The following is a 24,270-nucleotide window of genomic DNA, read 5'->3' as shown; positions in this document are numbered from 1 at the left end:
ATTTATAGCATTAGCGCTAAAAAATAGTAATCCATACCAGTTAAAAGTTTAAAAATATGAAAAATCACGACAAGGCTTCGTTACCCAAAATTCAAATAAAAAAAATACAGGTGCTTAATCGAATAGCCATTAACGGCAAATTAAGAGGAAGCAATCACGATGGCCTAAACGGAATGATGGGCGGTCTCCCTACTGAAACAGTTACTACAAACACCGTGAGCGGTATTTTTTAATCAGCAGGCCTTGACTGGCAGCTTTATTAAAGAAGTTTAACGGTATTGATAGTGTAATATAAAGAACAACAAGAAAGCAATGATTTTAAAAAACTTAACGGGTGAAGTTTCGGAAGGTACCTTTTTGCAGGTAGACTATTTCAGGCGGGGCAGTAAAGCCGCGCTTGATGAAGCGTACACCGATAAGTTGCTCAATGCCATTGATATGTTAAATAGTATCACCCCGAGGCATTGTCAGTGCGATCTTGAAAACTTTATAAAACGCTTTAAGCAATGCTACCATGAACAGGAAATACCTTTAATACAGGCTATTGATCAGGAAAACGGTGTTGGGTATGGCCACAATAGCAGAGAAAAGCAAAACCCGGCAAATCCAGGTGTTTCAGAATACAACAATATAACGAACCGGTTAATCAGCCAAGTGCTAAATAATCCGGACCTGGAGGTTGTTAACATTCCCGAAGCTATGGTAAGCCCTGTAGTCATTAATGATGAGCATAATTTGCCGTCGGGTTTTTCGGTTACGTTCCGCATTTCGAATGATGATACTCCTGTGATTTACCTTGAACATTGCGGTAAACCGACCGGTACCGCTATGTTTAACCGTTTAGCCAATGTTGAGAAAAGTTTTAATCAAATTGTAAAAGAGATTAACGAAAGCGAAGCTCATAGATATTCTCCCGCTTTGCAAGCCAAAATTATCCGTGCACCGGTAGATAGTTTAGGAGATTTGGATTCTGGCGCTTTTCCCGGCATACATGCTTCTGTAACCGGCGCCGAAGGGAACGAACTTCCCGTTGTGCATACACGCGATTTGATGGTAGCTGTTAGAGATAACGAAGTTATATTGCGCTCAATTAGTCTCAACCGCCGCATCATTCCCGCAACAACGCATGCAGCCAATTACGGATCGGATATTTTGCCTATTTATCGCTTTTTAAACGACGTGATGCAGCGGGAGACCAATCAGCAATTGGGAATCAACCTAGATGTACTACCAGAACTGGGGATAACTAAAGCACCCCGGATTGTTTATGAAGACGTAATACTGGCTTTAAAAACATGGTATATTAAAAGCGATGATATGGCGAAGCTGCGGCATGCCATTACCATTGATTACGAAGCCGCCTGGAGCCGGTTTTTAAACTATCATGAACTGCCGTCCATCTTTGCATATAATGATGAAGGTAACGAGTTTGTGGTGCACAGTAATAACAGGCTTGAAGTTATAGCCTGGCTATCATGCTGTAAAACACAACAGCACATTGTATTGAAGGAGTATATTGGCGAAAGTAATAATATCATATTAAAAAGGAAAGACGAACCGGCACACGCAAACCAGTTTGTGGCCGTATTAAAACGCGGCGAAAGAAGATCTGCTGGCATGTACGGCGGCACAACGCCTATGAATGCCGATATTGCCAAAAAACAGTTTTTTCCCGGCGATGAGTGGCTGTATGTGAAGCTTTATTGCGGGTTAAAAGTCGCCGATAATATTATAGGTAACGAACTGATTCATTTAAGTAAAAAACTTTACCATGAAAACCTGGTCGATCAGTGGTTTTATGTGCGCCATGCTGATCCTGAACCCCATATCCGTTTCAATGTACACCTGACTTCCGTGTTTGCGCTGGGCAGGGTTATTCAAAGTATTAACACTGCTTTTTCAGCAGTAATAAAATCAAAAAAGATCTGGAAAGTACAGTTTGATACTTACGAGCGTGAACTGGAACTTTATGGTGAGGCATCGATAGAACTGGTTGAACAACTTTTTTTTAACGACAGCCTCGCTATTGCCAGCCTGCTGTCGCGAATGAATGTGACCGCAAATTTTGACGAGGCGAGATGGCTTTGGGGTTTATTGTCTATAGACCGGCTTTTAAACGATTTTGAACTCGATATTGCTCAAAAAACAGCAATTGTACGGCAGCTTGCCCAATCATCCCATCCGGATGAGCATGATGGCTCGGATAACCTGCTGAACCGTCAATTATCGTTCAGATACAGGCATTATCGCAACAGGATAGAGGCGCTGTTTGCAGTAGGTGGCGACGTTGTCGGCGAAGACCTGCTCCGGTTCAGGAGCCTTAACAACCGACCGGCAGCCGGGCTGTTAACCGGGTTGATTAAAGACGGATCCGCATCGCGTAATCTGACGCAGCTTTTAATCAACCTTATTGAAATGAGCATCAATCGTTTATTCAAAACCAAACAGGATGTTCATGAATTGTTTGTTTACGATTTTTTGCTTCTTTATTACAACTCAACCCGGCAACAGAATACCTCCGGTCATATTAACTATACTGTTAATGCAAAAAGCCAGTATCGTCCCGACGGGCCATGCAGGCATTAAGCTTTTTTAACTAAAAATATTTTAACCTTCCCTACGCAAATCAACATAAAGTCTCCCTTTTACAGGGAGGCTTTTGCTTTTACAGCTTTTATTTGTTAATAAAAGCTTAATATCAAATCTTTACCCTAAATATACCTCAGGATGTAATTTTGACCTGCCGTTGCCACTAAAGCGGCAAGGCTACTGTTAACTATATGGAAAGAAGAACGGCATTAAAAAATATAGGGGGCCTGCTGCTTGCTCCCTCGCTGGTACTTGGTCGTAATGTGAATGAACCCGGAAAACCATCGCTCAGGATAGCGCATATTACCGATGTGCATCTGAAAGATAAGTTTAACGCGCCCGCCCGCTTTACCAAATGCCTGCACCACCTGCAGCAGCAAACCCCAAAGGTTGATTTGGTGCTTAATGGCGGCGATGTGGTGTTTGATATGAACAAGGAAAACATCAGCACTATTAATGACCAATGGAAGCTGATGCATAAGATAATGAAAGATGAGTGCAGCCTGCCTGTTAATTATTGCCTTGGTAACCACGATATATGGTGGTATGAAGACGATAAAGGCCAGGCGCTTTATGGTAAAAAATACTCGATGGACCAGCTGCAACTGGCGAAGCCATACTATAGTATGTTAAAAGGTGGCTGGAAAATTATCGTGCTGGATAGTGTGCATCTTGATATTGATAACACCTGGTATATAGGTAAGCTTGGCGACGAACAAATGAACTGGCTAAGCGATGAGCTTAAAGCAACCGACGCTAATATGCCGGTAATGGTAATGTCGCACATACCTATCCTTACTGCTTTGCTCATGATTGAGGATGATATCGTAAACAAATGGACTATGCTGGGCGGTGATATGCATACTGATACCGCGAAGATCATTAACCTGTTTTATCAGCACCCTAACGTAAAACTGTGTTTGAGCGGCCACCTGCATATGCGCGATAAGGTAATTTACAACAACGTTACTTACCTATGCAACGGCGCGGTATCGGGCGCCTGGTGGGAAGGCAACCGCCGTGAAACCGCGCCAGGCTACGGCTTAATTGACCTGTACGCCGATGGCACCTTTAACGAAAGTTACGTAAATTACTAAGAAGGTTATTTTGCTGCACGTCATTAGGTCATTAAGTCATTTTGCTTTGCATCAAAAAAATGACCTAATAACGCGTAGCAAATGACCTAATGACCTATAATGACGCGAAGCAAATGACTCAATGACTTTTATTAATTAACCTGGAGGATACTTTTAAATTTCCCTTCGTATTCGGTTAACCGGGCAATCATTTGTTTACTCAGGGCGTCCTGGTGGCCTTCGCGCGTTATGGCGGCCATGTTGTTGAGGAAGGTCATGCCTATCTGCACTTCCCGCGGGTTAAGTTTGCCGGTATCCTGTTGTAATTGGTGATAGTTATAATCCAGCTGATCGGTGATGTAGTCGTGAACGCTGTTCATGAGTTTGTTGCCGAGCTTGCTGTATTTTAACTTGTATGAGGTATCTGCCAATGTTATTTTGGTTTGTGCGGCCAGCAGGTTAGGGTTAATGTCGGGCATTACCTCTTCATATTTTTTCAGGGTTTTCAGGGCCAGTTCGGGGTGCCCGTCTTTAATCAACCCAAGCGAAAGATCAGAAAATGTAGAAAGCAGCTGCGGATAAAATACCTGGGTTGACTGCTGATCGAGATACCTGGCATTTTTAAAATTACCGAACCTGAATTTATTCATTACGTTGCTGTACATCACCAGGCTGTTGGTTTTAGAAAGCTGATCGCTTAACGACGAATCGGTTTTAAGCGGCAGCAGCCTGAAGGTAAAACCCTCTTCATACAGGTAAGGCTGTAAACCTATCATATTTGCCCGGCTGATAGAAGTTGTAAAGCAGATAGGGCGCTTCCAGTTGTTATGCGCCAGGATATCGATCATGGCCAGGTTTTCTTTAGTGATGTAGTTTGGCGGGAACTGCCATTTCATGGTATCAGTTAGTAAGCCTTTTTGTTCGGGCGTAATCACCTTGTTGTTCATTACATCATTGGCATTAACTGTAAGCTTGAAATTTTTGGTGGGCAAAAAGTTTTCGGTGCTGCCGTTGGTGTATTCCACGTGGGTGCGCTTATCATCCGATGTAATAAAGTCAAAAATGTCCTTTACTTCTGTGTAGCCGGGTATCTTCACATCATTGTACCTGATCACATCGCGGGTGCCGAGTTTATATTTATCAAAAGGCATCGTAATGGGCAGTGCATCGGCCTCGTTTATTTTGTGCTGCATTTGCCTAACCGACCAATCGCCGGTTAACAGGCTCATGTTTACAATGCGCACATCCGGGCGGATGTTTTCCACCTCCTGATCGTACCATAATGAGTAAGTATCATTATCGCCCAGATCGAACAGAATGGCGTTTTTGGGGCAGGAGATCAGGTAATTGTAAGCCATATCATGCGCCGCCATTTTGGTAGACCGGTCGTGGTTGCGCCATTCTTTACTGGCTAATAAAACCGGACCGGCCAGCAGGCAAATAATGGTTGCGCCGATAGTAGCAAAGCGGGGATTTATTTTTTTTGGGATAAGATTGATCAGCGCTATCAACCCTAAACCTATCCATATCGCGAAAGCATAAAACGAACCCACATACGAGTAATCGCGCTCACGGGGCTGTATAGATGGCTGGTTTACATAAAGTACAACGGCCAATCCGGTAAAAAAGAACAGGAGTATAACAACCAGCGCATCCTGTTTACGTTTTTTGAACTGAAAGTACATGCCAATTAAGCCGATCATCAGCGGCAAGGCATACAGCGGGGTATAGGTAACGTTGTTCAGGATATATTTGGGGGTATTGTTGCTGTTGTTGAACAGGCCCGATGTCCAGTTGCCGCCTATGCCGTGCATGTTGGTTTGGCCCTCGTTATCGTCATCATTATAGCGGCCCACAAAATTCCACATAAAGTAGCGCCAGTACATCTGGTTCATCTGCCAGCTGAACATCCAGCGCAGGTTATCGCCAAAGGTGGGCGCGGCGTTATCGCCAAGTTGCAGCCAGTCGCGGTAAAACTGAACGTCCTGGGCATAAGTGGTGTTTTCCTCGGTCGACCACATGCGGGGCAGCAGGGTGGTATGATCGTAGACATAGTTTGGTTTGTTGTAGGCTACTTCATATTTGCTTTTGCCCTTGCGGTAAAGGGGCGTACCGTCAGTTACATCGGTTATTTTGGCATCAAAATAAGGGCCTTTAAGCAGCGGCGTTTCGCCGTACTGCGTGCGGTTAAGGTACTCGTAAAGCGTAAAGGCATCGCTGGGGTGCGAGTTGTTGAGGTTAGTGCCCGCCGCCGCCCGGATAGGGATATATGCAAACGAGCCATAGCCAAAGTAAACAAACACAACGCAAAGCAAGCCCACGTTTAAATAGTGTTTTTGCCTGCGGATGCTGTAGCGGATGCCCAGGATCAAGCTGACTATGATCAAAGCAAAAAATACCATGGCTCCGCTACCGAAACCCAAACCGAGGGTGTTTATAAGAAACAAATCGAGATGGGCCGCCAGGCTGATGGTATAGCCCCGTAGGCCAAACTGTACAAATGCCAGGATCAGGATGCTGATGATAAAAGCCATTAACCCGCTTTTAAAATTGATGTTTTTATGCCTGCGGAAATAGTAAACCATTACCAGCGCCGGGATAGTGAGCAGATTAAGCAGGTGGATACCGATAGAAAGGCCGATAACATAGGCTATAAACACCAGCCACCTGTCGGCACGCGGCTCATCGGCAACGGTATCCCACTTTAATATCGCCCAGAATACAACCGCGGTACATAACGAAGACCATGCGAAAACGATAGTTTCTACCGCCGAAAACCAAAAGGTATCGGTAAACGTGAAAGCAAGGGCACCGGTAAGGCCTGCGCCCATAATTTGCAGGGTTTGATTTTTATTTACCGGCTCGCCTTTAACTACAAGCAGTTTTTTGGCAAGCGTGGTAATGCTCCAAAATAAAAACATGATGGTTGCACCGCTCGCTAAAGCCGAACCCAGGTTGGTGAAATAAGCCACTTTGCTTCTGTTGCCCATGCTGAGTAATGAAAAAGCCTTGCCAATCATGGCAAACAGCGGATAGCCCGGCTGGTGCGATACCTGTAATTTATAAGCACATGATATAAACTCGCCGCAATCCCAAAAGCTTACAGACGGCTCGAGGGTGAGGATGTAGGTAAGGGAAGCGATAGTGAAACACAGCCAGCCCAGCAGGTTGTTGGTTTTGTTATAGGTCATCGATAAAGTGTAAAGTTTTTTCAAATAGTTAACACTAAAGTATAGGGTATTTAATGCAACTGGTTGAAATTTAACACTTTTAACAATTATTAACAGTTAGGGAGGCGAAGTGTTAAATGGCCGTTAAATAAAACCATCCCGCCCGGTCGGCGTTAACCAATAATAATTTATTTAAAGTTTAAAGCTTTAGTTATGAAGATTGAAAAGTTTTACGACCAGGCCTACGCGTGGGTTTTCAGAAACGGACCCGGATTTGTGATAGGGTTATTGGTATTATTTATAGGGCTTTGGCTGATTAACCTGTTGCTGAAATGGTGGCAGGGCCATATGCAAAAAAAGGAGATCGACGCCACTATTAAACCCTTTTTGCAAAGCCTGGTGGGCGTGGCATTGCGTGTTTTGCTGATACTTGCCGTAATGCAAATTATGGGTTTACAGCTTACCCTGTTTACCGCACTGGTTGGCGCTTTTGGTGTGGCGGCAGGTTTGGCGCTTTCGGGTACCTTGCAAAACTTCGCGAGCGGCGTACTGATTTTGCTGCTTAAACCCTTTGCCGTTGGTGATAATATCATAGCACAGGGGTTAGAGGGCTCGGTTACATCTATACAGATCTTTTATACCATTGTAAAAACCTTCGATAACAGGATAGTTATTTTGCCCAATAGCAAACTATCTAACGAGGTAATCATCAATACCAGCCGTGAAGGGACCCGCCGGTTGGATATAGAACTGAAATTTGCCAACAATATTGATTTTAACGAGGTAAAGGCGGTAATCAATTCATCTGTCGATAAATCAAAAAATATCCTCGAAACACCCGACCGCCGTATCGGTATAGCGGGGCTCGATCCGGATGGCTACCGGGTTGGTGTAAATGTTTGGGTACACGCTCACGGTTTCCAGGATACTAAACTGGCCTTGCAGGAAAATATGCTGCAGGATATCAAAGCCGCAGGGATAAAGATTCCGGGTTTATAAGACATCAAGCATGGAAAATACAGGAAACAACATTACCGTAATTGTGGAAACGCCTAAAGGTTGTGGGCATAAGTATAATTATGATGCTGCAAACGACCAGTTCAGGCTAAAGAAACTACTGCCCGCCGGGATGGTTTTCCCGTTCGATTTTGGTTTTATTCCGAATACGATAGGCGGCGACGGCGACCCGCTGGATGTGCTGGTAATATCTGAAGTAAGCACCTTCCCTGGTTGTGTAATAGATTGCAGGCTGATCGGGGCTTTTAAAGTAGAACAGACCGGCGCGGATGGAACCGCTTACCGTAACGACAGGTTTCTGGCTGTACCGCTGGTATCAAAGTTCTTTACCGATCTGCATGATGCCGCTCAGTTACCACATGCGCTCACCGACCAGATCGAGGCTTTTTTTACCAATTACAGCCGCCTTGAAGCGAAAGAGTTTAAATTGATGGAACGGCTTGGCGCAGAGGGCGCTATGGAGCTGGTAATGGTGGCAACAGTAAAGCCGGAATAGCCAAGCGACAAGGATAAAACCGCATATCCTTACCGGTTTTACAAAGTTAAACTGCCGTAGGCTTTTTTGCTCCGGCTTCTTCGCGGCTCATTTGTTTAATATGTTCCCGGTGCTGAATGCCCCAATCGCGCATTTCCTGAATTACCTTGCTTAGTGAATTGGCATATTCTGTACGGGCGTAAATTACCGTTACCGGTGTAGTATCATAAACCGTGCGGGTAACAAAGCCATTTAACTCCAATTCCCTTAACTCTTTTGAGAGGATCTTGGGCGTAATGTCTTCCAGTTCACGCTGTAATTCCTTAAAACGTTTGGGGCCATTAATCAGGCTTACCAGCATGGGTAACTTCCATTTGCCGTTAAGCACATAAAGGGTATCCCGCACGGCAGTTACGCTGACTTTGCAGGTTTCCTTAGAATATTCGGTTGGGGGATTGTTTTCGTCCATTGCTTTCGCTATCATTCAGGATAGTGGTATCTTTTGGAAAGCAAATATATCTTTTTTAAATCAGAAACGCAGCGTTTGATATGGCACGCAAAGTCGCCAGGGCGCAAAGAGGGAAGGTGATATGATTTGATTTAGTGATTGCTTGCTGTAAAAAGCTAAATACTTAAAAACGTTGTGTCCTGACGTCTTTGCATGCTTAAGCCGGAATATAAGTCGCTATCGCACCAATAACTTCTCAAACTCTGTGCTATCCCCCTTAAAAATATTAAAATCAACCACATGGTTAATGCCGTTTACCCGGGCTTTATCCGAGTGCTGCCAGAATTTCCAGTTGGTGCTGTTGGATACCAATAGTTTAGGCTGATAGTAGTGAGCTATCCATAACGTATAACCATCAAAATATCCCTGCAGGTAATCCTGGTAAAACTTGAGGTTGGTGTAAATAATGGGCTTTATGCCTGTACGGCTCTCGATCATTTTAATAAAGCTTTCCAGTTGTTCGCGCATTTTTTCTGGTTTAACGCGGTATAGGCGTTCTACATCAACCACCATGGGCAAGTCGCCTTTTTCAGTTTTAACCGTTTGCAGAAAAAATTTGGCCTGCCAGGTACCGCTTTTTTGCGGCAGAAAAAAGTGGTAGGCCCCGCAAATAATACCAGCTTTGGGCGCCTCGCGCCAGTTGCGCTGAAAATAAGGGTCCACACTTAATACACCCTCGGTAGCTTTGATAAAGGCGAAACTGATATGCACATCGCCTTCGTGCATGGCTTTCACCTGCTTCCAGTTAATGCGGCCCTGGTACGATGAAACGTCGATGCCATGAACGGTGTAGCCGTCGGGAATGTGGATGTTGAAATTTTTGTATTTGCGGTAATGGGTATCGTCCTCGCCCGAATCAGCGATCCAGCGCCAGGTAGCGCTGGCCACTTTTAAAACGTAGCCATAATAAAATGGGGAAAGTACAATCAGCAACACAATACCGACCCCGATTATCCAATCGATAGAAATTACCACCCGCTGCTGTTTTTTAGCCGCGGGCTTTTTTCGGGCCGGGGCTTTCTTTTTGGCGGCAGACTTTTTTTCGGCAGGGGGCACGGGACAAAGTTAAATAAAGAACCGTTGATTTAGGGAGATTACGTTGATTTCGCTGATTTTATTAACGATTGATTTTAAGAGTAATTATGTTGATTTTACTGATTTTTCATGGCGGCATGTTCAAATAACCATTTTTACAACTTCTTTTTCTAATCGGTGAAATCAAAATAATCAATCACATCATTAAAATAAATCAACGAAATCTGCCGAATCAAACCAATTAACGGTTTTACAGTAAGATGATAAATCAATTTTTATATTTGTAAGGTAAACTTACAAGTTTAACTGATTAAATTAATGGGTGAAGAAAAAGAAACACAACTGGCATCCGAGCTTCGGTTTGTAATAGGCCGGTTGAGCAAAAAGATCCGCCGTAATACGGAAACGGCGGGTAAGCTGTCGTTAACCGAGCGATCGACCATGGCGTTGATTTTTCAGTATGGCGAGATCCTGCCTAATGAACTGGCTTCGATGGAAAAGATTACCACGCAATCCATGTCGCAGGTATTGAATAACCTGCTTAACCTTGGATTAATTAACCGGCGTATTTCTGAACTGGATAAGCGCAAGGTAATCATTTCACTATCTGAAGAAGGCAGGAACCTGATCTATAAATCGCGAAGCGAAAAGGATGAATGGCTTAACCGCGCTCTCGAGGCTACCTGCACCGCCGAAGAGCAGGAAATATTAAAAAAAGCTTTGGCGCCATTGGCCAAACTGGTTGAATTTGATTGATATAAGGATTTTGATGACTAAGATAAGCACCTTCAGCGCGTTTAAAAGCCGCAACTACCGCCTGTATTTTTCGGGGCAGTCGGTATCCTTACTGGGTACCTGGATGCAGAAAACAGCCGTGAGCTGGGTAATATATTCGCAAACACATTCTAAATTTATGTTGGGGCTTACGCTGTTCGCCAGTTTGTTCCCATCATTTTTGTTCTCGTTTATCGGCGGCGTCATGTCCGACAGGTATGATCGCTTTAAACTGTTGCTTCTTACCCAGGTGGCATCCATGGTGCAGGCTATGTTGCTTTCGTTGATGGTGTTTTCAGGATACTATTCTGTTTGGGGCATCATTGGCTTAAGCGCGGTGTTGGGTATCATCAATGCCTTTGATGTGCCTGCCCGGCAATCGCTGGTGTATGAAATGGTTGATGATAAGGAGGATTTGCCTAATGCCCTCGCCCTTAACTCTTCCATGGTAAATTTAACCAGGCTCATAGGCCCCGGTATAGCCGGGTTGGTTTTAGAAAAATTTGGCGATACGGTTTGTTTTGGCGCCAATGCGGTAAGCTTTATAGCCGTGATCGGCTCCCTGCTCATGATGCGCCTGCCCAAAGCCGCGGCCAAAAAACATGATAAAAATATAGCGGCCGAGCTAAAGGAAGGCTTTGTTTATATCCAGAATACACCATCTATTAAATTTATTTTATTAATGCTGGCCGCGGTGAGCCTGTTTGTGCTGCCGTTCAGCACCCTGATCCCGGTTTATGCCAAGGATATTTTTAAAGGTACGGCATCAACTTTTGGGGTAATTGACAGCGTGATTGGCCTCGGCGCTTTTGGCGGCGGCATTTTCCTGGCATCATTACAGCACGGTACCGACTTAAAAAAGATCCTGGCTATCAACACCCTTGTATTTGGCGTGGGCCTGGTGGCATTTTCTCACATGCACAATTACCCTGTAGCGTTGCTGTTTGCCGCGATAACCGGCTTCGGTATGATGTCGCAGGTTACCATCGGCAATACCATCATCCAAACCACGGCAAGTCCCGAAATGCGGGGAAGGGTGATTAGCTATTATGCGATGGCGTTTTTCGGCATGCAGCCTTTGGGCGGTTTGCTGGTAGGTGCAGTATCGCAAAAAATCGGCGTGCCTGATACGGTGATGCTGGAGGGAATGGTGGCCTTACTGCTGGGCATTATTCATTTCAGGTTTTTACGCCAAAGCCGCCTTAAAAAGGAAGCAGCCGAACTGCTGGCCGGTCAGCCACGTGCTGTTGAAGCTATTCCCTGATTTAAAAACAACAAATACTTATGATAACTACCATCGATCAAAACACAGCCTTAGTACTTATCGACCTGCAAAAATACATCGTACAGCTAAATTGTGCCCACCCGATGCCCGGGATCCTCGAAAAATCGGCACAACTGGTTGCAGCTTTCCGCAAAGCCGGCAAGCCTATTGTAATCGTTCATGTTGAGCCTATCGGCCCTGCGTTTAAAACCCGTAGAGATAGCAAGGGCAACAGCATGACCGAACTTCCCGCCGACTGGAATGAAATAGCCCCCGAAATAAAAACCGAACCTACTGACATTTTTATCACCAAAAAGCAATGGGGCGCTTTTTTCAATACCGGTTTGCACCATGAATTACAGAAACGCGGCATTACCCAGATTGTGCTGGCAGGAGTAGCCACCAGCATAGGCGTGGAGGCCACAGCCCGCTCGGCCAACGAGTATGGTTACAATATAGCCTTTGCCAGCGATGCCATGACCGATATGTTTGCCGAAGCCCATGAGCATAGTTTTAAATATATTTTCCCGAGGATAGGGGAGGTAGGGACTGTTGAGGAGATCATTGAGAAGCTGTAAGCCCCACCCAAACCCTCCCCGGGAGGGAGGGCTTTAAAGGTTTCTCCTTCCGGGGGAGATTGGAGTAAGCTTACCGGAACGCTTTCTGGAGACTTTGTCTACAGATATTTTATGCCCGAAGTTGAAAACCCCGGGGCGAAAGCGAAATAGATATCGCATCCTGTAGTCGCAGACTACAGGCATACGGTATCTGTAGACAAAGTCTACAGATACCGCAGGTTATCTTTTTTGTTTAACGGGATATAAAGTATTAGGTAATGATAATTTATTTAACGTATTTTCGATACAAATAAAATAGCCTCCAAAAGCTGATTTGATATAACAAAACTAAACCGTATACTATCATGACTATTTTTACTACCCGCTTAACAGTTTACCTGTCTTTTTTTTGTGGAATCTATTTTTTTAGCAGCTGTTCAAAAAAAGATAAGCCAACACCGGTTGATAATACCCCTAAAATAACAATCACATCTTTAAGTGCCGATTCGGGTGTTTACAATGCTTCGATAACCATCAAAGGCACTGGCTTTGTCAATGATATCAGCCGTGATAAGGTTTTCTTCAACGGGAAAGAGGCAACTGTAACTTCGGCCAGCACTACGCAACTCACGGCGCTTGTGCCCTTAAGTGCCGGCACCGGAAAGGTTACTGTAAAAGTTGATGCCGCCGCAGAAGTAAGTGGTCCGGTTTTTAATTACAAACAATCGTGGATAGTGAGCACATTTGCCGGAAGCGGTGCCGAGGGTTTTGCTGATGGTACCGGTACAGCGGCAACTTTTGATAGCCCTGTGGGGATTACCATAAACGATACCGGAACTATTTTTGTAACCGATGAAAAGAACGGCGCGGTGCGTAAAATTACTGCTGATGGAAAAGTGACAACTATAGCAGGAAACGGAGTTTCGGGAAAAGCTGATGGGAAAGGAGCGGCCGCCAGCTTTTATAACCCTGCAGGCATTTGTGCCGATAAAACAGGTAACCTTTACATAGCCGATTATGCCAATAACCTGATCCGTAAAATTGATGCATCGGCCAATGTAACTACTATAGCGGGTACCGGTGTTAATGGATTTACAAATGGGGCCGGAAATAAAGCAAGCTTTGCCGGGCCGACCGGTATTGTTGTTAACAGCACTGGAGAATTATTTGTGGCCGACCTTGCCAATGAAGTAATCAGGAAAATAACCAAAGATGCTACCGTTAGCACCTTTTCTTCAAGCCTCATCCCGGGTGTGGATGATCATTCGCATGGCTTTCATTTTCCTGAGGGGATAGCTGTGGATGAAAACGATAATCTTTATTTTACTGATCTTACAGGTTATACGGTAAAAAAGATAAGTTCGTCGGGCGTAATATCGGTTGTTGCCGGGAGCGGCATGAGGGGTGTTGTAAATGGACAGGGTAATAAAGCGGGATTTGGATCGCCTGTAGCTCTCGCAGTTGATGGAAATGGGAATATTTATGTTACTGATAGCAACCAGATCAGAAAAATAGATAAAGACGCCAACGTTACTGTTTTTGCCGGGCAGGCAACGGGAGGCGCTATAAATGGAGCCGCCCTTGCTTCGGGCTTCAATGCGCCTATTGGAATAGCAGCCGATAAAGATGGCAATATTTATGTAGCTGATACAGGCAATAACTTAATTCGAAAAATCGCTTTACAGTAAAATATTTGGTTGCGGATATTTGTGGGTGATACTACTTACTTTTGCGGTTGAGGATTAAGTCATTTCAAAACAAAAACACTTATTTCACAATTTGCTGTTAGTATTTGCGCAGGTAAGTATAAATAATGTGTTTTAGTTATCGCCCATGAGAAAATTATCATCGCTCAAATATCTCGCGTTATTGCTTAGTATACAAGGTTTAACTATCGGTTTACCCGCAAAACTATTTGCCCAGGCTGATACTGCGGAGATCACCAGAAACAGCCCCGCTTTTATCCCCCCTGCTGTGCAACGATGGGACGATAGGGTGATGATCGACCTGCAAAACCAGCGTACGCCAAAGCAAACCGGCTTTTTCCTGTTTTTAAGTAAAAATGTTTTAGTTGGCGATATTGGTATTCCGACAGGTTTATTGGTTGGCGGTATTATCAGCAACAACAAAGAGATGCGGCAAAACGCGGGATATGTAGCCGGCAGTACGGCGATATCATATGGCTTTATGGTGCTGATTAAACATCTGGTAAAACGCCCGCGGCCATTTGTGCAGAATATCCAGATCACACCGGTTTACCGAGCAGGGGGTACATCTTTCCCTTCGGGGCATACTTCATCAAGTTTTGCTACCGCTACCGCGCTTTCAGTTGCCTATCCTAAATGGTATGTGATAGCGCCGTCGTTTTTCTGGGCAGGGGCAACCAGCTATTCGCGGATGTACCTCGGCGTGCATTACCCTACCGATGTTGGTGCCGGAATCATCCTGGGTACGGGTAGCGCGGCGGCGATGTCGTTTTTGAAAAAGTAGGTTTAATCGCCTTTGCGTGGGTTTGGGTACTGTTATTAATAGGAATCGTCAATTATTACGTGGGTAGCTTCCGGATCTGCGAGTAGTAATTGCTTCATTTTTAAACATCCCTCAAAAAAGTACCCGTGTGCCAATATTGTATTTGCTTCCGGACTACGCCAGTTTTGTTCCCCATTCTTTTTGTATTCCATCCAACCGGTCTTTATTATATTAAATTCTTTATAGATAGTGCTTTGCATTTTTTCGTCATCTTTCCGTGAGTGTTTAATTAGTTCAATGGCTTCTTTCTCATCAGGAGTATAATCAGCAAAGCAATCTTCTATTGTTTCATCTTCCTTTATTTTGTCCATTAAAAGTATCATATAATCTAAAAAGCCAAGGAAATAAGAAACCTCAATATTTCCTCCGTAAGAGCCATAATGACTTTTCATTTCAAAAACATTTGTGAAATTTCCAAATTGAAACATGAAGCTATGGCACCATGCAGTGGTAGAGATTTCGAACATTAATTCGATACCCACTTGCATGAGATATTCGTTTAATTTGCTGTTTGACTTTTGGTGTAGAACATCATAATACCATGATTCGATTTCGAATAGCTCATTTAAACTGATCTGATTAAAATCAACTAAAACGGTTTGAAAAATTTTACCGGCCGAAATTTCATAATCTTTATCTTCTTTTCGGCGTTCATCTACATAAGTCGAAAACGATTTTGTAAATTTTGTATCCGAGATCAGGTCATGATACAAAACATCTTTTGCAGCTTGCTTATTCAGTTTGTAAATCGATGTATGCCTTCCCATTATAATTTTTTGGCGATAAGATTAAGTAACTAAATTTATATTAAATGGGCGTGATAAACCTAATGATTTTGTTAAAAGAGTTTTGAAAAATGCTGGAAGGCATTATATTTACTTTAAACGATGGCTATTTCAAGCCAATCCTGCAAACCTGAAATTAAATATCTATGGAACATCAAGCCAAATCCATCCGTCCGTTTATCGGCGCCAAAGACTTTAAAACCTCACGTAGCTTTTATCGCGACCTCGGTTTTGAAGAAGTGGTGTTAAGCCATAACATGAGTTTATTTAAAATCGATGATTTAGGCTTCTATTTACAGGATGCTTATGTTAAAGACTGGATTGATAACACCATGGTGTTTTTAGAAGTTGAAGATGTTGACGCCTATTATGAAAAGCTCGTGTCGTTAAATCTTCCGGAAAGATACGAGAGGGTAAAAATAAACCCGATCCGCCGGGAAGCCTGGGGGAGCGAGTGCTTTGTGCATGATCCTTCAGGGGTATTATGGCATATCGGGACTTTTAATAAGTAGCGCGCTAATCGCTCATCAGGGTGTTTTCCAGTCATCTTCTGTTAAAACAGGATTGAACTCGACAGCGGTGGTTGTCGAGGTAAGCTTGTTTTTTCCATCTTGCGATTCGGTAACTGCCGGGTACGTGATTCCGTTCGCTTTGACGAAATTTTTGTAAACCGACATGCCGGGCGTGGCAGCGTTAATGGAATAAGCATTGCCTTTCAGGGTGTAGTCGTTACCCACCAGATAAATTACTTTGTTTTTATTTTTATAAAAGGTAACGATATAATCACCCCCTGATGGCGTTACCGTTGCATTAAGAAAGTAAGTGCTGAATTTTTTGTGCAGACCGAGGATGCCCTGGTACTGGTTTAATTCAAGCTCATCTTTTTCGTCCTGCGATAAAGCTTTTTTCCGGCCGTTCATCCATTGCCAGCCGTTATTGCCTTCTAACTGTTTTACGATAAGTAATTTGCCATTTTGCCGTATTTCGGCGCGTACGCGGTTACGGGCAAGATCGGTTATGGCAACCATTTGCATATTACCGGTAATATTGGCTGTTTCCCTGATGGTGTTAATCTTATCTATACTGTCGCCGCCGTACTTAAGCCGGAGTTTAGCAAGAATGGTTGCCGGGGCAGGCGTAGTGCCTGACGTAGCGGCACCAACTGGAGTTTTATTGTTTTTATCTGTATGGGATGTAACCGCGGGCTTTTCCTTTTCATCGTTCCGGAAATAAGACTCGCCGTTCAGTAAGATCAGGTCTTCCTCGTTAGGCGGACTGTAAAAGAAACTTTGTTTGGATACGGTGCCATCACTAAAGGTTAAAGTGATTTCGCCGTCGTCCAGTTTATACGTGCCGCGGGTTTTGCCGTTCTTTTCAAATTTGCCGCCTATGGTTCCACCCGCCGCGTCGCCGCCTATGCCAACAACGCCCGACCGGTCTGTAGAGAAATTTCCTTTACCATCGATATACAGCAGGTTCGACGAGAAGGCCCCGATCATGGGCGTACCAGTTCCGCCGCTGGTGGATGCGCTCCGCTTTTCGTACACACCAGCTGGGATGGTTGTGACTTTTTTAACTTTGTGCAGTGTATGCTTGATTCCGGCTGTACTTTCAAGGTTGCCGTTGGCGGCCAGCTTATAGCGCTTGCTTTCGTCGCCATTTTTAAAATTGAGCTGAACAATTCCGTTTTTGATGGAGTAGGAGCCGGTAGCTTTGGTTTTCCAGTCGGCCTGGTTTAAGGCATCATTAAAAGTACCATCGCTTTTAAAATAAAAAACAAGGTTGTCAATCTGCATGCCGTCGAAAGGCGTGTTGTACAGTTCGGCGCCAACATATACGCCGTTGAGTGATTGTGCGTGCGCTGCAAATGCATTAACAATAAACAGGCACAGGAGCAGGATATATTTCTTGGCCATCGCTTGTAAAAACTAACAACGGTGATGTATTGTTTTGTTGGGGATTAAGTTTTGGTTAAATTTTAAATGATAGTATTGTAATTAACACAAACCGTTTAAGCCATTTTTTTACAAGTACACAAACCTTAGATAATCTTTAACCCTTTAACGCGTTGAAAATGTTTTTATTAAGGGTAAGGATTGGCAGATCATTTACCAAACAGGTTGCAGCGATAAAAATATCCCTGAATTCAATTAATTGATTCGCCGTTTTTAATCGATGATATATCCTGGCCGACCTTATAGCCACATCGTCGGTGAAGGGTAATACTGAAATGCTTTCTGTTAATACCCGGATATCTTTTTCCTTTTCTGCTGAAGTTGCTCCCATGTGTAACTCATACATAGATATGGCAGATAAAAAGAGACTGGAGTTGTCTGGGATTTTGTATAACACAGACGCGGTTTTGTCTTTTATGCGCAGATATTCGATGAAAATTCCGGTATCAATTACCATTTGGGAGAGTTGAAATTTTCAAATGCCTTTTTTGTTTCATCAAAAACTTTCAAATCTTCTTCGCTCCACGTAGAAACCTGTAATATTTTTTTTGTAGTCAGATAAGGATGAATGAGTTTCCTGTTGAATAGTTACACCTAATTCTTTAAGTATCTGTTTCACAATCGCTCTCTTATCATCAGGAATATTTATAACTAACGTCTCCATGTATCAAATTTACGATTTTTAAGAAATGTTATTATATACAGAATCATCAAAAAAGCCTTCCCGTTTAACAAAAGGCGTCTTCAATGTACAAGGCTCGTCTCAATGCGCCCTGCCTTGCTCACTTTCCGCTCCACCGGTACTGCGCTTAGCCGGCGTATTGGTCAGCTTACCAAAGCTGTAGGTAAAGGCCAGTGTACCAACCTGTGTATCCAAAAAGTTGTGGTAAGTGGCAGTAGCGCCCGCAATATTGGTGATAGTACCACTTGGGCTGAACGATTTTAATACATCCCGCACGCTAAGCTTGATAGTACCTTTATTGTTAAGCACTTTTTTCTGAACCGCGGCATTTAACATACCCGTTGGGATGGAAACAAACTGCCCGTACGCGCCGCTGGTATTATAAAAGCCGCTTATTTCGGCACTCCAGGTTTTTGATATAGTAAACTGGTTGTTGCCGTTGGCGCTAAAGGTGGTTTTTGATTGGTTAAGATATCCCGAATAAAACGCGCCCTGGTATTTGTTGTTGTAAACCTCGGCGTATAAATTAATTGTCCACCATTTGGCGGGTTGCAGGTTGCTGCTGATTGAAAAATCGAGTGTTTTCTGAACGCCGATATTGCCTGTGGTGCTGATAAATACATTGCCATCTTTATGGATGGTTTCGTTATGCACATCGGTTGTGCGGTTATAGGCAAGGGCAATGGTAAACAGGCTTTTGAAGCTATAGGCCAGTTTATAATCATCTGTAAATTGAGGTTTCAGAAAAGGGTTGCCCGAAAAGTAAGTGAACTTATCTACAAAAAAAGTAAATGGGTTTAAGTTGCCGTAGCTGGGCCTGCCTATTCGGCGGCCGTATGAAGCTACCAATACGTTATGCCCTGCTGTATCAATATTGTAAGATAGATACGCGGTTGGAAACAGGTTGGTATAGTGCTTCACAAATGACGAATCGGGCCTTTGCGCATTGCCTAACTGATGCCCGTTGCCGTTGGTATTCTCAGCTCTTAATCCTGTTTGTATTGAAAACCGACCGAATGCTTTATTGAAATTGACATAGGCGGCGTTAATGTTCTCCTTGTATATAAATCGGTTGGTATTGTTGTAATCAACCGTGCTTACGTTATTAATCAGGTTAAAATAGTTTGCAGCGTTATCGGTATTAACGTAGCTGCTTTTAATCCCGGCTTCAAATTTGGCCTTGCCTTTAAGTGGGCGGCTATAATCAGCCTTGGCCGAATATATATTGATCACAGATGGCAGATTGTCTGTAATGATTTGCAAGTTTGTTAATGTGCCATCGGGCAGGTAAGTGTTGTTAACAAACCGCTGGTTACTGCCGGATATATCGCGGATATAATCCAAATCGAAGGTGAAAGCCCGACCTGTGCTGTCAAATTTATGGGTGAAATTTAAGTTGACGCCTTTGCTGGTGAATTTACCGGTGGATGTGTTAAGAGTTTGGATGGTTGAATCTAACCCGCCGCCCTGTCCATATAGCAAACTGTTCACCGGGCTGCTATCATGATCGTGCGATATGGTACCGGTAAACACCACACCCCAGGTTGTTTTTGGCGAGAGGAAGTAATCCACACCAGCTTTAACATTGGTGTTGTTGCTTGAGGGCCTGAAATAGGAAATATCTTTTAATGATGATGTCTGATTGCCGTTATCATCAAAAAAAATACGGTCTATTTCAAGTCTGCGGTAAGTTTTTTGATTGTTATAGGCCACATTGGCAAAAAAGTTAACCTTATCTATCCGGTAGTTAAGGTTAATGCTTTCGTCGGTACGGCCATATACGCCGCGGCCCCAGCTGGCTGTTGCTACGGCGTTAAACCCGCGGGTGGTGTTCTTTTTGGTTTTGATATTGATTACACCCGCGTTGCCGGCAGCATCATATTTAGCGGGCGGGTTATCCATTAGTTCTATCTGATCTAAGGCAGAGGACGGCAGGGAGCGCAGATAAGTTGCCAGGTTAGCCGCCGAAAGATAAGTGGGTTTATCGTCTATCATCACCATTACGCCGTTTTTTCCTTTAAAAGTGATATTGCCATCGGCATCAATCTGCACGCCGGGAGTTTTTGACAATACTTCTAATGCATTAGCGCCTGTGTTGGAAATTAATGCGCCAACATTAACTACCGTGCGATCAATTTTTTGCTGTACGTACGATTTTTTGCCGGTTACCGCCACCTCATTTAAGGTTTTTCCAGCGGCTGATAATGTAAACGCGGGTAGCGTCACGGCTTTCGGCCCGTTAATGACAACCGGGTTGCTCAGGTAATTTTTATAGCCAATATAGCTGGCTTTAATAAAATAGGTATTGTTTTTTAAATTTTGAAAGCTGAAGCTGCCATCGGCCTTAGCAAGCTCAGGGCAGACGCATTAAAATAACTTTCATTGGAATGGCAAAAATAGTGGATAAATAGTTGATATTCAGTCAATTATCTATTGGCATTCAGTATTTTATTTTGTATATTTATCTGACAATCAGACACTTGTATGAATAAAAAGCCCCGAATTTCCACTTACTTTAGCACGATGAAAGACCATCGTTTAGATCGGAAAAAAAAGCATGACATGCTTGATATTATTGCCATCACGATTGCCGCTGTGGTGTGTGGTGCCGAAGACTGGTATGAAATTGAAGAATTTGCGGTAGTTAACGAAACGTGGTTTAAAAGCTTCTTAAGGCTTGATAATGGAATACCCTCGCATGATACCATTAACCGCTTTTTTGCAAATATGGATCCCGCGACTTTCGAAAGCTGTTTTACGGACTGGATAAGTTCTTTAGAAGGGATCACACACGATCAATTGATCAGCATTGATGGAAAAACAATCCGTGGGGCGAAGGAAAATGGTAAAAAGTCACCCGTTCATATGGTTAGCGCATGGGCTGATAAAAACGAGCTGGTATTGGGTCAGCTTCGGGTTTATGAAAAATCGAATGAGATTACGGCCATCCCTGATCTATTAAAATCCTTATTTATAAAGGATTGCCTGGTATCCATTGATGCAATGGGATGTCAGCATGCTATAGCCGATGCCATTGTAGATAAGGAAAGTGACTATTTACTGGCTGTAAAAGGGAATCAGGGTGAGCTACAGGAAAACGTGCTCGATTCTTTCCGGTTTTTCAAGCCGGATGACATCGCTACAGATAACGATATTGGTCATGGCCGGGTAGAAACCCGCAAATGTACAGTCATAAAAGATTTGGGGCATATTATTCAAAAAGAGGAATGGACTAAACTGACAACCTTAATACGAATAGAAAGTGAGCGGTTTTTCAAGGTGTCCGGAAAGACAGAAACGGAAACAAGGTATTATATCTCCAGCAAGAACGAAAGCGCGGCTTATTTTCAAAAGAACATCAGGTCACATTGGGGAATCGAGAATAAATTACACTGGATGTTAGATGTTATATTCCATGAAGATCAAAGCAGAAAAAGAGCAGGCAATGCCGCTCAAAATTTCTCGCTCGTCAATAAAATCGCTCTAACCTTGCTCAAAAGAGACGTGTCGTCAACCAGAAGCATAAAAATCAAAAGAAAGCGCGCCGGTTGGGATCGCGAGTTCCTTATTAATATATTGAATTTTTAATGCGTCTGCCCTGTAGCAAGCTGGGTACTTACAACACTCGAATCTTTTGCGATGAGGAGAACAATTGTTGCTCCATCCAAAGGTTTTTTAATCTCGTCCAAAACTGTTCCCGAAATTTTGCCGGTTGGGTTTTGTGCGCGGGCAGCGTTGAATAAAGATATTGAGAGTAAAAGTGTAAAAACAAAATAAAATTGCTTCATATCACTGTAAGACCCCTGACGTGCCTATATGGTTACAGGAAAATTGATGTTTTATGCAAAATGCAATAGATAGCTGCATTCACGAAATAAAAAAGCCCCCCGGTTTGCCGGAAGGCTTTTAAAAACCTGTTTTCCTACAAGGGCTCGAACCTCAATCTTCAGAGCCAGAATCTTACTTTTAGAGCCTGTTTAAATTTTGTTCAATAATAATTTTATAGCGGCAAGTTTGACCATGTTTTCGGAAGATTCAAGAAGAGTTCATAGTTCCTGCATAGTCTTCTGTCATTGTCCTTTAGATTAGCAGAGAGAAATTAGAAAGGTTAAAGAAGGAGATATTATTGTTTTTAACTTTCTTTTTGCTTCTTTTTCTTTGTTAATAACTGTGATTTTTGTGAAAAAGTTAACAACAGTAAAGGAGCATTATTGTCATTTCCAAGCTTAGAGGATTATCATTCGATTAAATCCTTTACCGTTTGTTTTAAACTGTGGCATCAAATAGAAATTAGAGTTTAGAGGCTCGTTAGTAAGGAATTGATGTGGTTTAAAACCTGTTAACTGTTTATAAACATAAACAGAGCAAATATATGGAATTTGAGTTTTTCATCGGGATCGATGTATCAAAAAACGAACTGGATTTTTCGGTTCAGCAAGGTAAATGTTTTCTATTTCATAAAGAGATAGCCAACAGTCCTGGAGCCATCAACTCCCTGATCAAAGAGTTGGGCTTGTTACCGGGGTTTGCAATAAGCAATGCGGTATTTTGTATGGAGCACACGGGGATCTACAATAATCATTTGCTTGGGTGCCTGCATAAAAATAAGGGGAACATTTGTCTGGAATCGGCCATGCAGATTAAAAACTCTTTGGGAAACATTCGGGGTAAGAATGACAAAGTTGATTCCATAAGGATTGCCGAGTATGCTTACAAGAACCGCGAAGAACTGCGTTTATGGGAGCCTAAACGTGATGTGGTGCAGCAATTGGCTCATTATGCAACAACACGTTCGAGGCTGATCAATGTACAGAAACAACTGAAAACACCACTTAAAGAACTTAGCTTATTTGGAAAGAAAGGGGTAGCCAGGCAAAATCTGTCGGTATGCAGCAGTACATTAAAGGCTATTGCAGCTGACCTGAAAAAAGTAGACAAGGCGATAGCCGATATTGTAGCCGGTGATCCGGAACTCAAACGGTTGTTTGCCCGCGTAACCTCAGTATGTGGAGTTGGGAAAGTTACAGCCGTGCAAGTAATAGTCACCACCAATGAGTTTTGTAATCATAGAAATCGAACCAGGCAAATGTTCTTTCGACCACCCATCTTTTATTGACAGGCGTAAATTCGGTTTTCTTATCATCTGAACGCATAACTACCTCAATAAGATAACCAAATCTTTTCTTTACCTGTTCGATGATCTCGCCGCGGTACCCGCCGTCAGCTATGATCTCTTTAATACTTCTTAGCATTTCTTTCAATACCCGCATCATCAGCATGACGGCTTTACTGTCATGAATATGAGCTACTGTTACCATTACAGCAACTAAAAAACCATTTTTATCTACGATGACATGGCGTTTAATCCCTTTTACTTTTTTGTTGCCATCATAACTGTTCAGGGCTTTGTTATTGCCCCATCTTACACTCTGGCTGTCAAGTATTCCTAAACTCGCCTGCGCTTTTTGACCCTTTTTTACCCGGACAAATTCCCTAAGCTTAGATAATAGAAGGTCAAAGTGCTCTAATTCAGACCATTTCTTGTAATAGTAATAAACCAATTGCCATTTGGCAAAGTTCAACGGCAGCATCCGCCATTGGCATCCGGTTTTCACTATGTATTGAATAGCATTCCAAATAGATCGTAAACTATGTTTTCGCTTGCGTTCGCCTAACTGTAAGGTCTTTTTTATAAATTGCCACTGGTTATCGCTTAAATCGGTCGGATAAATTTTCATACTAATTGCGTTTGTCGTTATTCACAATTAGCATTTATTTGACCGATCGGCGATTCCCTTTTTATCCACTTTTCAACACATAACAATTTTATTCGTCTGTTTTTAAACAGGCTCTT

The 24,270-nt window shown here is 43.1% G+C and carries 23 protein-coding genes; 13 read left to right on the top strand and 10 right to left on the bottom strand.

Going from position 1 to position 24,270, the window contains the following annotated elements:
* Positions 1-56: 56 nt before the first annotated feature.
* The 3 genes from LX99_RS25470 to LX99_RS00260 all read left to right on the top strand — a co-directional run bounded on the left by LX99_RS25470 (position 57) and on the right by LX99_RS00260 (position 3,686).
* Complete coding sequence (locus tag LX99_RS25470) at positions 57-233, top strand: hypothetical protein (RefSeq protein WP_170122579.1); 177 nt, start codon at positions 57-59, stop codon at positions 231-233.
* 79 nt (positions 234-312) lie between these two features.
* The gene (locus LX99_RS00265; protein WP_109605353.1) at positions 313-2,586 is read left to right on the top strand and encodes a lantibiotic dehydratase; all 2,274 of its coding nucleotides are present in this window, start codon (positions 313-315) and stop codon (positions 2,584-2,586) included.
* 194 nt (positions 2,587-2,780) lie between these two features.
* Entirely contained in the window at positions 2,781-3,686 is a 906-nt protein-coding gene (locus tag LX99_RS00260) for a metallophosphoesterase family protein (RefSeq protein ID WP_109605351.1), read from the top strand.
* A 131-nt stretch (positions 3,687-3,817) separates the two neighbouring features.
* On the opposite strand, the gene LX99_RS00255 is transcribed toward LX99_RS00260, so the two are convergent.
* Positions 3,818-6,880, bottom strand: coding sequence for a glycosyltransferase family 117 protein (locus tag LX99_RS00255; RefSeq protein ID WP_245927813.1), 3,063 nt, complete (start codon positions 6,878-6,880; stop codon positions 3,818-3,820).
* 168 nt (positions 6,881-7,048) lie between these two features.
* Here LX99_RS00255 and LX99_RS00250 point away from each other — a divergent pair, with 168 nt between their 5' ends.
* On the top strand, positions 7,049-7,834 hold the full coding sequence (locus LX99_RS00250) for a mechanosensitive ion channel family protein (protein WP_109605346.1): 786 nt from the start codon (positions 7,049-7,051) through the stop codon (positions 7,832-7,834).
* Positions 7,835-7,844: 10 nt separating this feature from the next.
* On the top strand, positions 7,845-8,348 hold the full coding sequence (locus tag LX99_RS00245) for an inorganic diphosphatase (protein ID WP_109605344.1): 504 nt from the start codon (positions 7,845-7,847) through the stop codon (positions 8,346-8,348).
* A gap of 46 nt (positions 8,349-8,394) precedes the next feature.
* Here LX99_RS00245 and LX99_RS00240 read toward each other — a convergent pair whose 3' ends face one another.
* Positions 8,395-8,811, bottom strand: a complete 417-nt coding sequence (locus LX99_RS00240; protein WP_245927812.1) for a winged helix-turn-helix transcriptional regulator — start codon at positions 8,809-8,811, stop codon at positions 8,395-8,397.
* A gap of 201 nt (positions 8,812-9,012) precedes the next feature.
* Positions 9,013-9,891, bottom strand: coding sequence for a glycoside hydrolase family 25 protein (locus LX99_RS00235; RefSeq protein WP_109605341.1), 879 nt, complete (start codon positions 9,889-9,891; stop codon positions 9,013-9,015).
* Between the two features lie 297 nt (positions 9,892-10,188).
* Here LX99_RS00235 and LX99_RS00230 point away from each other — a divergent pair, with 297 nt between their 5' ends.
* The 5 genes from LX99_RS00230 to LX99_RS00210 all read left to right on the top strand — a co-directional run bounded on the left by LX99_RS00230 (position 10,189) and on the right by LX99_RS00210 (position 14,955).
* The gene (locus tag LX99_RS00230) at positions 10,189-10,626 is read left to right on the top strand and encodes a MarR family winged helix-turn-helix transcriptional regulator (protein WP_109605339.1); all 438 of its coding nucleotides are present in this window, start codon (positions 10,189-10,191) and stop codon (positions 10,624-10,626) included.
* A 13-nt stretch (positions 10,627-10,639) separates the two neighbouring features.
* Positions 10,640-11,908, top strand: coding sequence for an MFS transporter (locus LX99_RS00225; protein ID WP_109605337.1), 1,269 nt, complete (start codon positions 10,640-10,642; stop codon positions 11,906-11,908).
* Positions 11,909-11,928: 20 nt separating this feature from the next.
* Positions 11,929-12,486: an isochorismatase family protein gene (locus LX99_RS00220; RefSeq protein ID WP_109605335.1), complete on the top strand. Its 558-nt coding sequence runs from the start codon at positions 11,929-11,931 to the stop codon at positions 12,484-12,486.
* 344 nt (positions 12,487-12,830) lie between these two features.
* Positions 12,831-14,153, top strand: coding sequence for an IPT/TIG domain-containing protein (locus tag LX99_RS00215; RefSeq protein WP_109605333.1), 1,323 nt, complete (start codon positions 12,831-12,833; stop codon positions 14,151-14,153).
* Between the two features lie 145 nt (positions 14,154-14,298).
* Positions 14,299-14,955: a phosphatase PAP2 family protein gene (locus LX99_RS00210; RefSeq protein ID WP_109605331.1), complete on the top strand. Its 657-nt coding sequence runs from the start codon at positions 14,299-14,301 to the stop codon at positions 14,953-14,955.
* Between the two features lie 35 nt (positions 14,956-14,990).
* Here LX99_RS00210 and LX99_RS00205 read toward each other — a convergent pair whose 3' ends face one another.
* Complete coding sequence (locus tag LX99_RS00205; protein ID WP_109605328.1) at positions 14,991-15,761, bottom strand: hypothetical protein; 771 nt, start codon at positions 15,759-15,761, stop codon at positions 14,991-14,993.
* Positions 15,762-15,925: 164 nt separating this feature from the next.
* On the opposite strand from LX99_RS00205, the gene LX99_RS00200 reads away from it, so the two are divergent.
* The gene (locus LX99_RS00200) at positions 15,926-16,291 is read left to right on the top strand and encodes a VOC family protein (protein ID WP_109605326.1); all 366 of its coding nucleotides are present in this window, start codon (positions 15,926-15,928) and stop codon (positions 16,289-16,291) included.
* Positions 16,292-16,306: 15 nt separating this feature from the next.
* Here LX99_RS00200 and LX99_RS00195 read toward each other — a convergent pair whose 3' ends face one another.
* The 4 genes from LX99_RS00195 to LX99_RS00185 form a co-directional block, all read right to left on the bottom strand.
* Positions 16,307-17,695 carry a hypothetical protein gene (locus LX99_RS00195; protein WP_109605324.1) on the bottom strand — a complete coding sequence of 463 codons (1,389 nt, stop codon included), beginning with the start codon at positions 17,693-17,695 and terminating at the stop codon, positions 16,307-16,309.
* 136 nt (positions 17,696-17,831) lie between these two features.
* A complete protein-coding gene (locus tag LX99_RS00190) occupies positions 17,832-18,191 on the bottom strand; it encodes a type II toxin-antitoxin system VapC family toxin (RefSeq protein WP_109605322.1) in 360 nt (119 codons plus the stop codon).
* A 39-nt stretch (positions 18,192-18,230) separates the two neighbouring features.
* Positions 18,231-18,398: a hypothetical protein gene (locus tag LX99_RS25465; RefSeq protein ID WP_170122578.1), complete on the bottom strand. Its 168-nt coding sequence runs from the start codon at positions 18,396-18,398 to the stop codon at positions 18,231-18,233.
* A 99-nt stretch (positions 18,399-18,497) separates the two neighbouring features.
* On the bottom strand, positions 18,498-20,642 hold the full coding sequence (locus LX99_RS00185; protein WP_109605320.1) for an outer membrane beta-barrel protein: 2,145 nt from the start codon (positions 20,640-20,642) through the stop codon (positions 18,498-18,500).
* 258 nt (positions 20,643-20,900) lie between these two features.
* Between LX99_RS00185 and LX99_RS00180 the strand changes: the two genes are divergently transcribed.
* Positions 20,901-22,004 carry an ISAs1 family transposase gene (locus LX99_RS00180; protein ID WP_109605318.1) on the top strand — a complete coding sequence of 368 codons (1,104 nt, stop codon included), beginning with the start codon at positions 20,901-20,903 and terminating at the stop codon, positions 22,002-22,004.
* Here LX99_RS00180 and LX99_RS00175 read toward each other — a convergent pair.
* A complete protein-coding gene (locus LX99_RS00175) occupies positions 22,001-22,204 on the bottom strand; it encodes a hypothetical protein (protein ID WP_109605316.1) in 204 nt (67 codons plus the stop codon). The genes LX99_RS00180 and LX99_RS00175 overlap by 4 nt on opposite strands.
* A 584-nt stretch (positions 22,205-22,788) precedes the next feature.
* On the opposite strand from LX99_RS00175, the gene LX99_RS00170 reads away from it, so the two are divergent.
* On the top strand, positions 22,789-23,532 hold the full coding sequence (locus LX99_RS00170; protein ID WP_109605314.1) for an IS110 family transposase: 744 nt from the start codon (positions 22,789-22,791) through the stop codon (positions 23,530-23,532).
* On the opposite strand, the gene LX99_RS00165 is transcribed toward LX99_RS00170, so the two are convergent.
* Positions 23,459-24,154, bottom strand: a complete 696-nt coding sequence (locus LX99_RS00165; protein WP_109605312.1) for an IS5 family transposase — start codon at positions 24,152-24,154, stop codon at positions 23,459-23,461. The two genes, LX99_RS00170 and LX99_RS00165, sit on opposite strands and share 74 nt — an antisense overlap.
* Between the last annotated feature and the right edge of the window lie 116 nt (positions 24,155-24,270).

It is taken from the genome of Mucilaginibacter oryzae (assembly GCF_003148845.1).
Taxonomy (GTDB): domain Bacteria; phylum Bacteroidota; class Bacteroidia; order Sphingobacteriales; family Sphingobacteriaceae; genus Mucilaginibacter; species Mucilaginibacter oryzae.
Note: the sequence above shows the minus strand (reverse complement) of the source record. Positions and strands in the feature narration are given on the sequence as shown.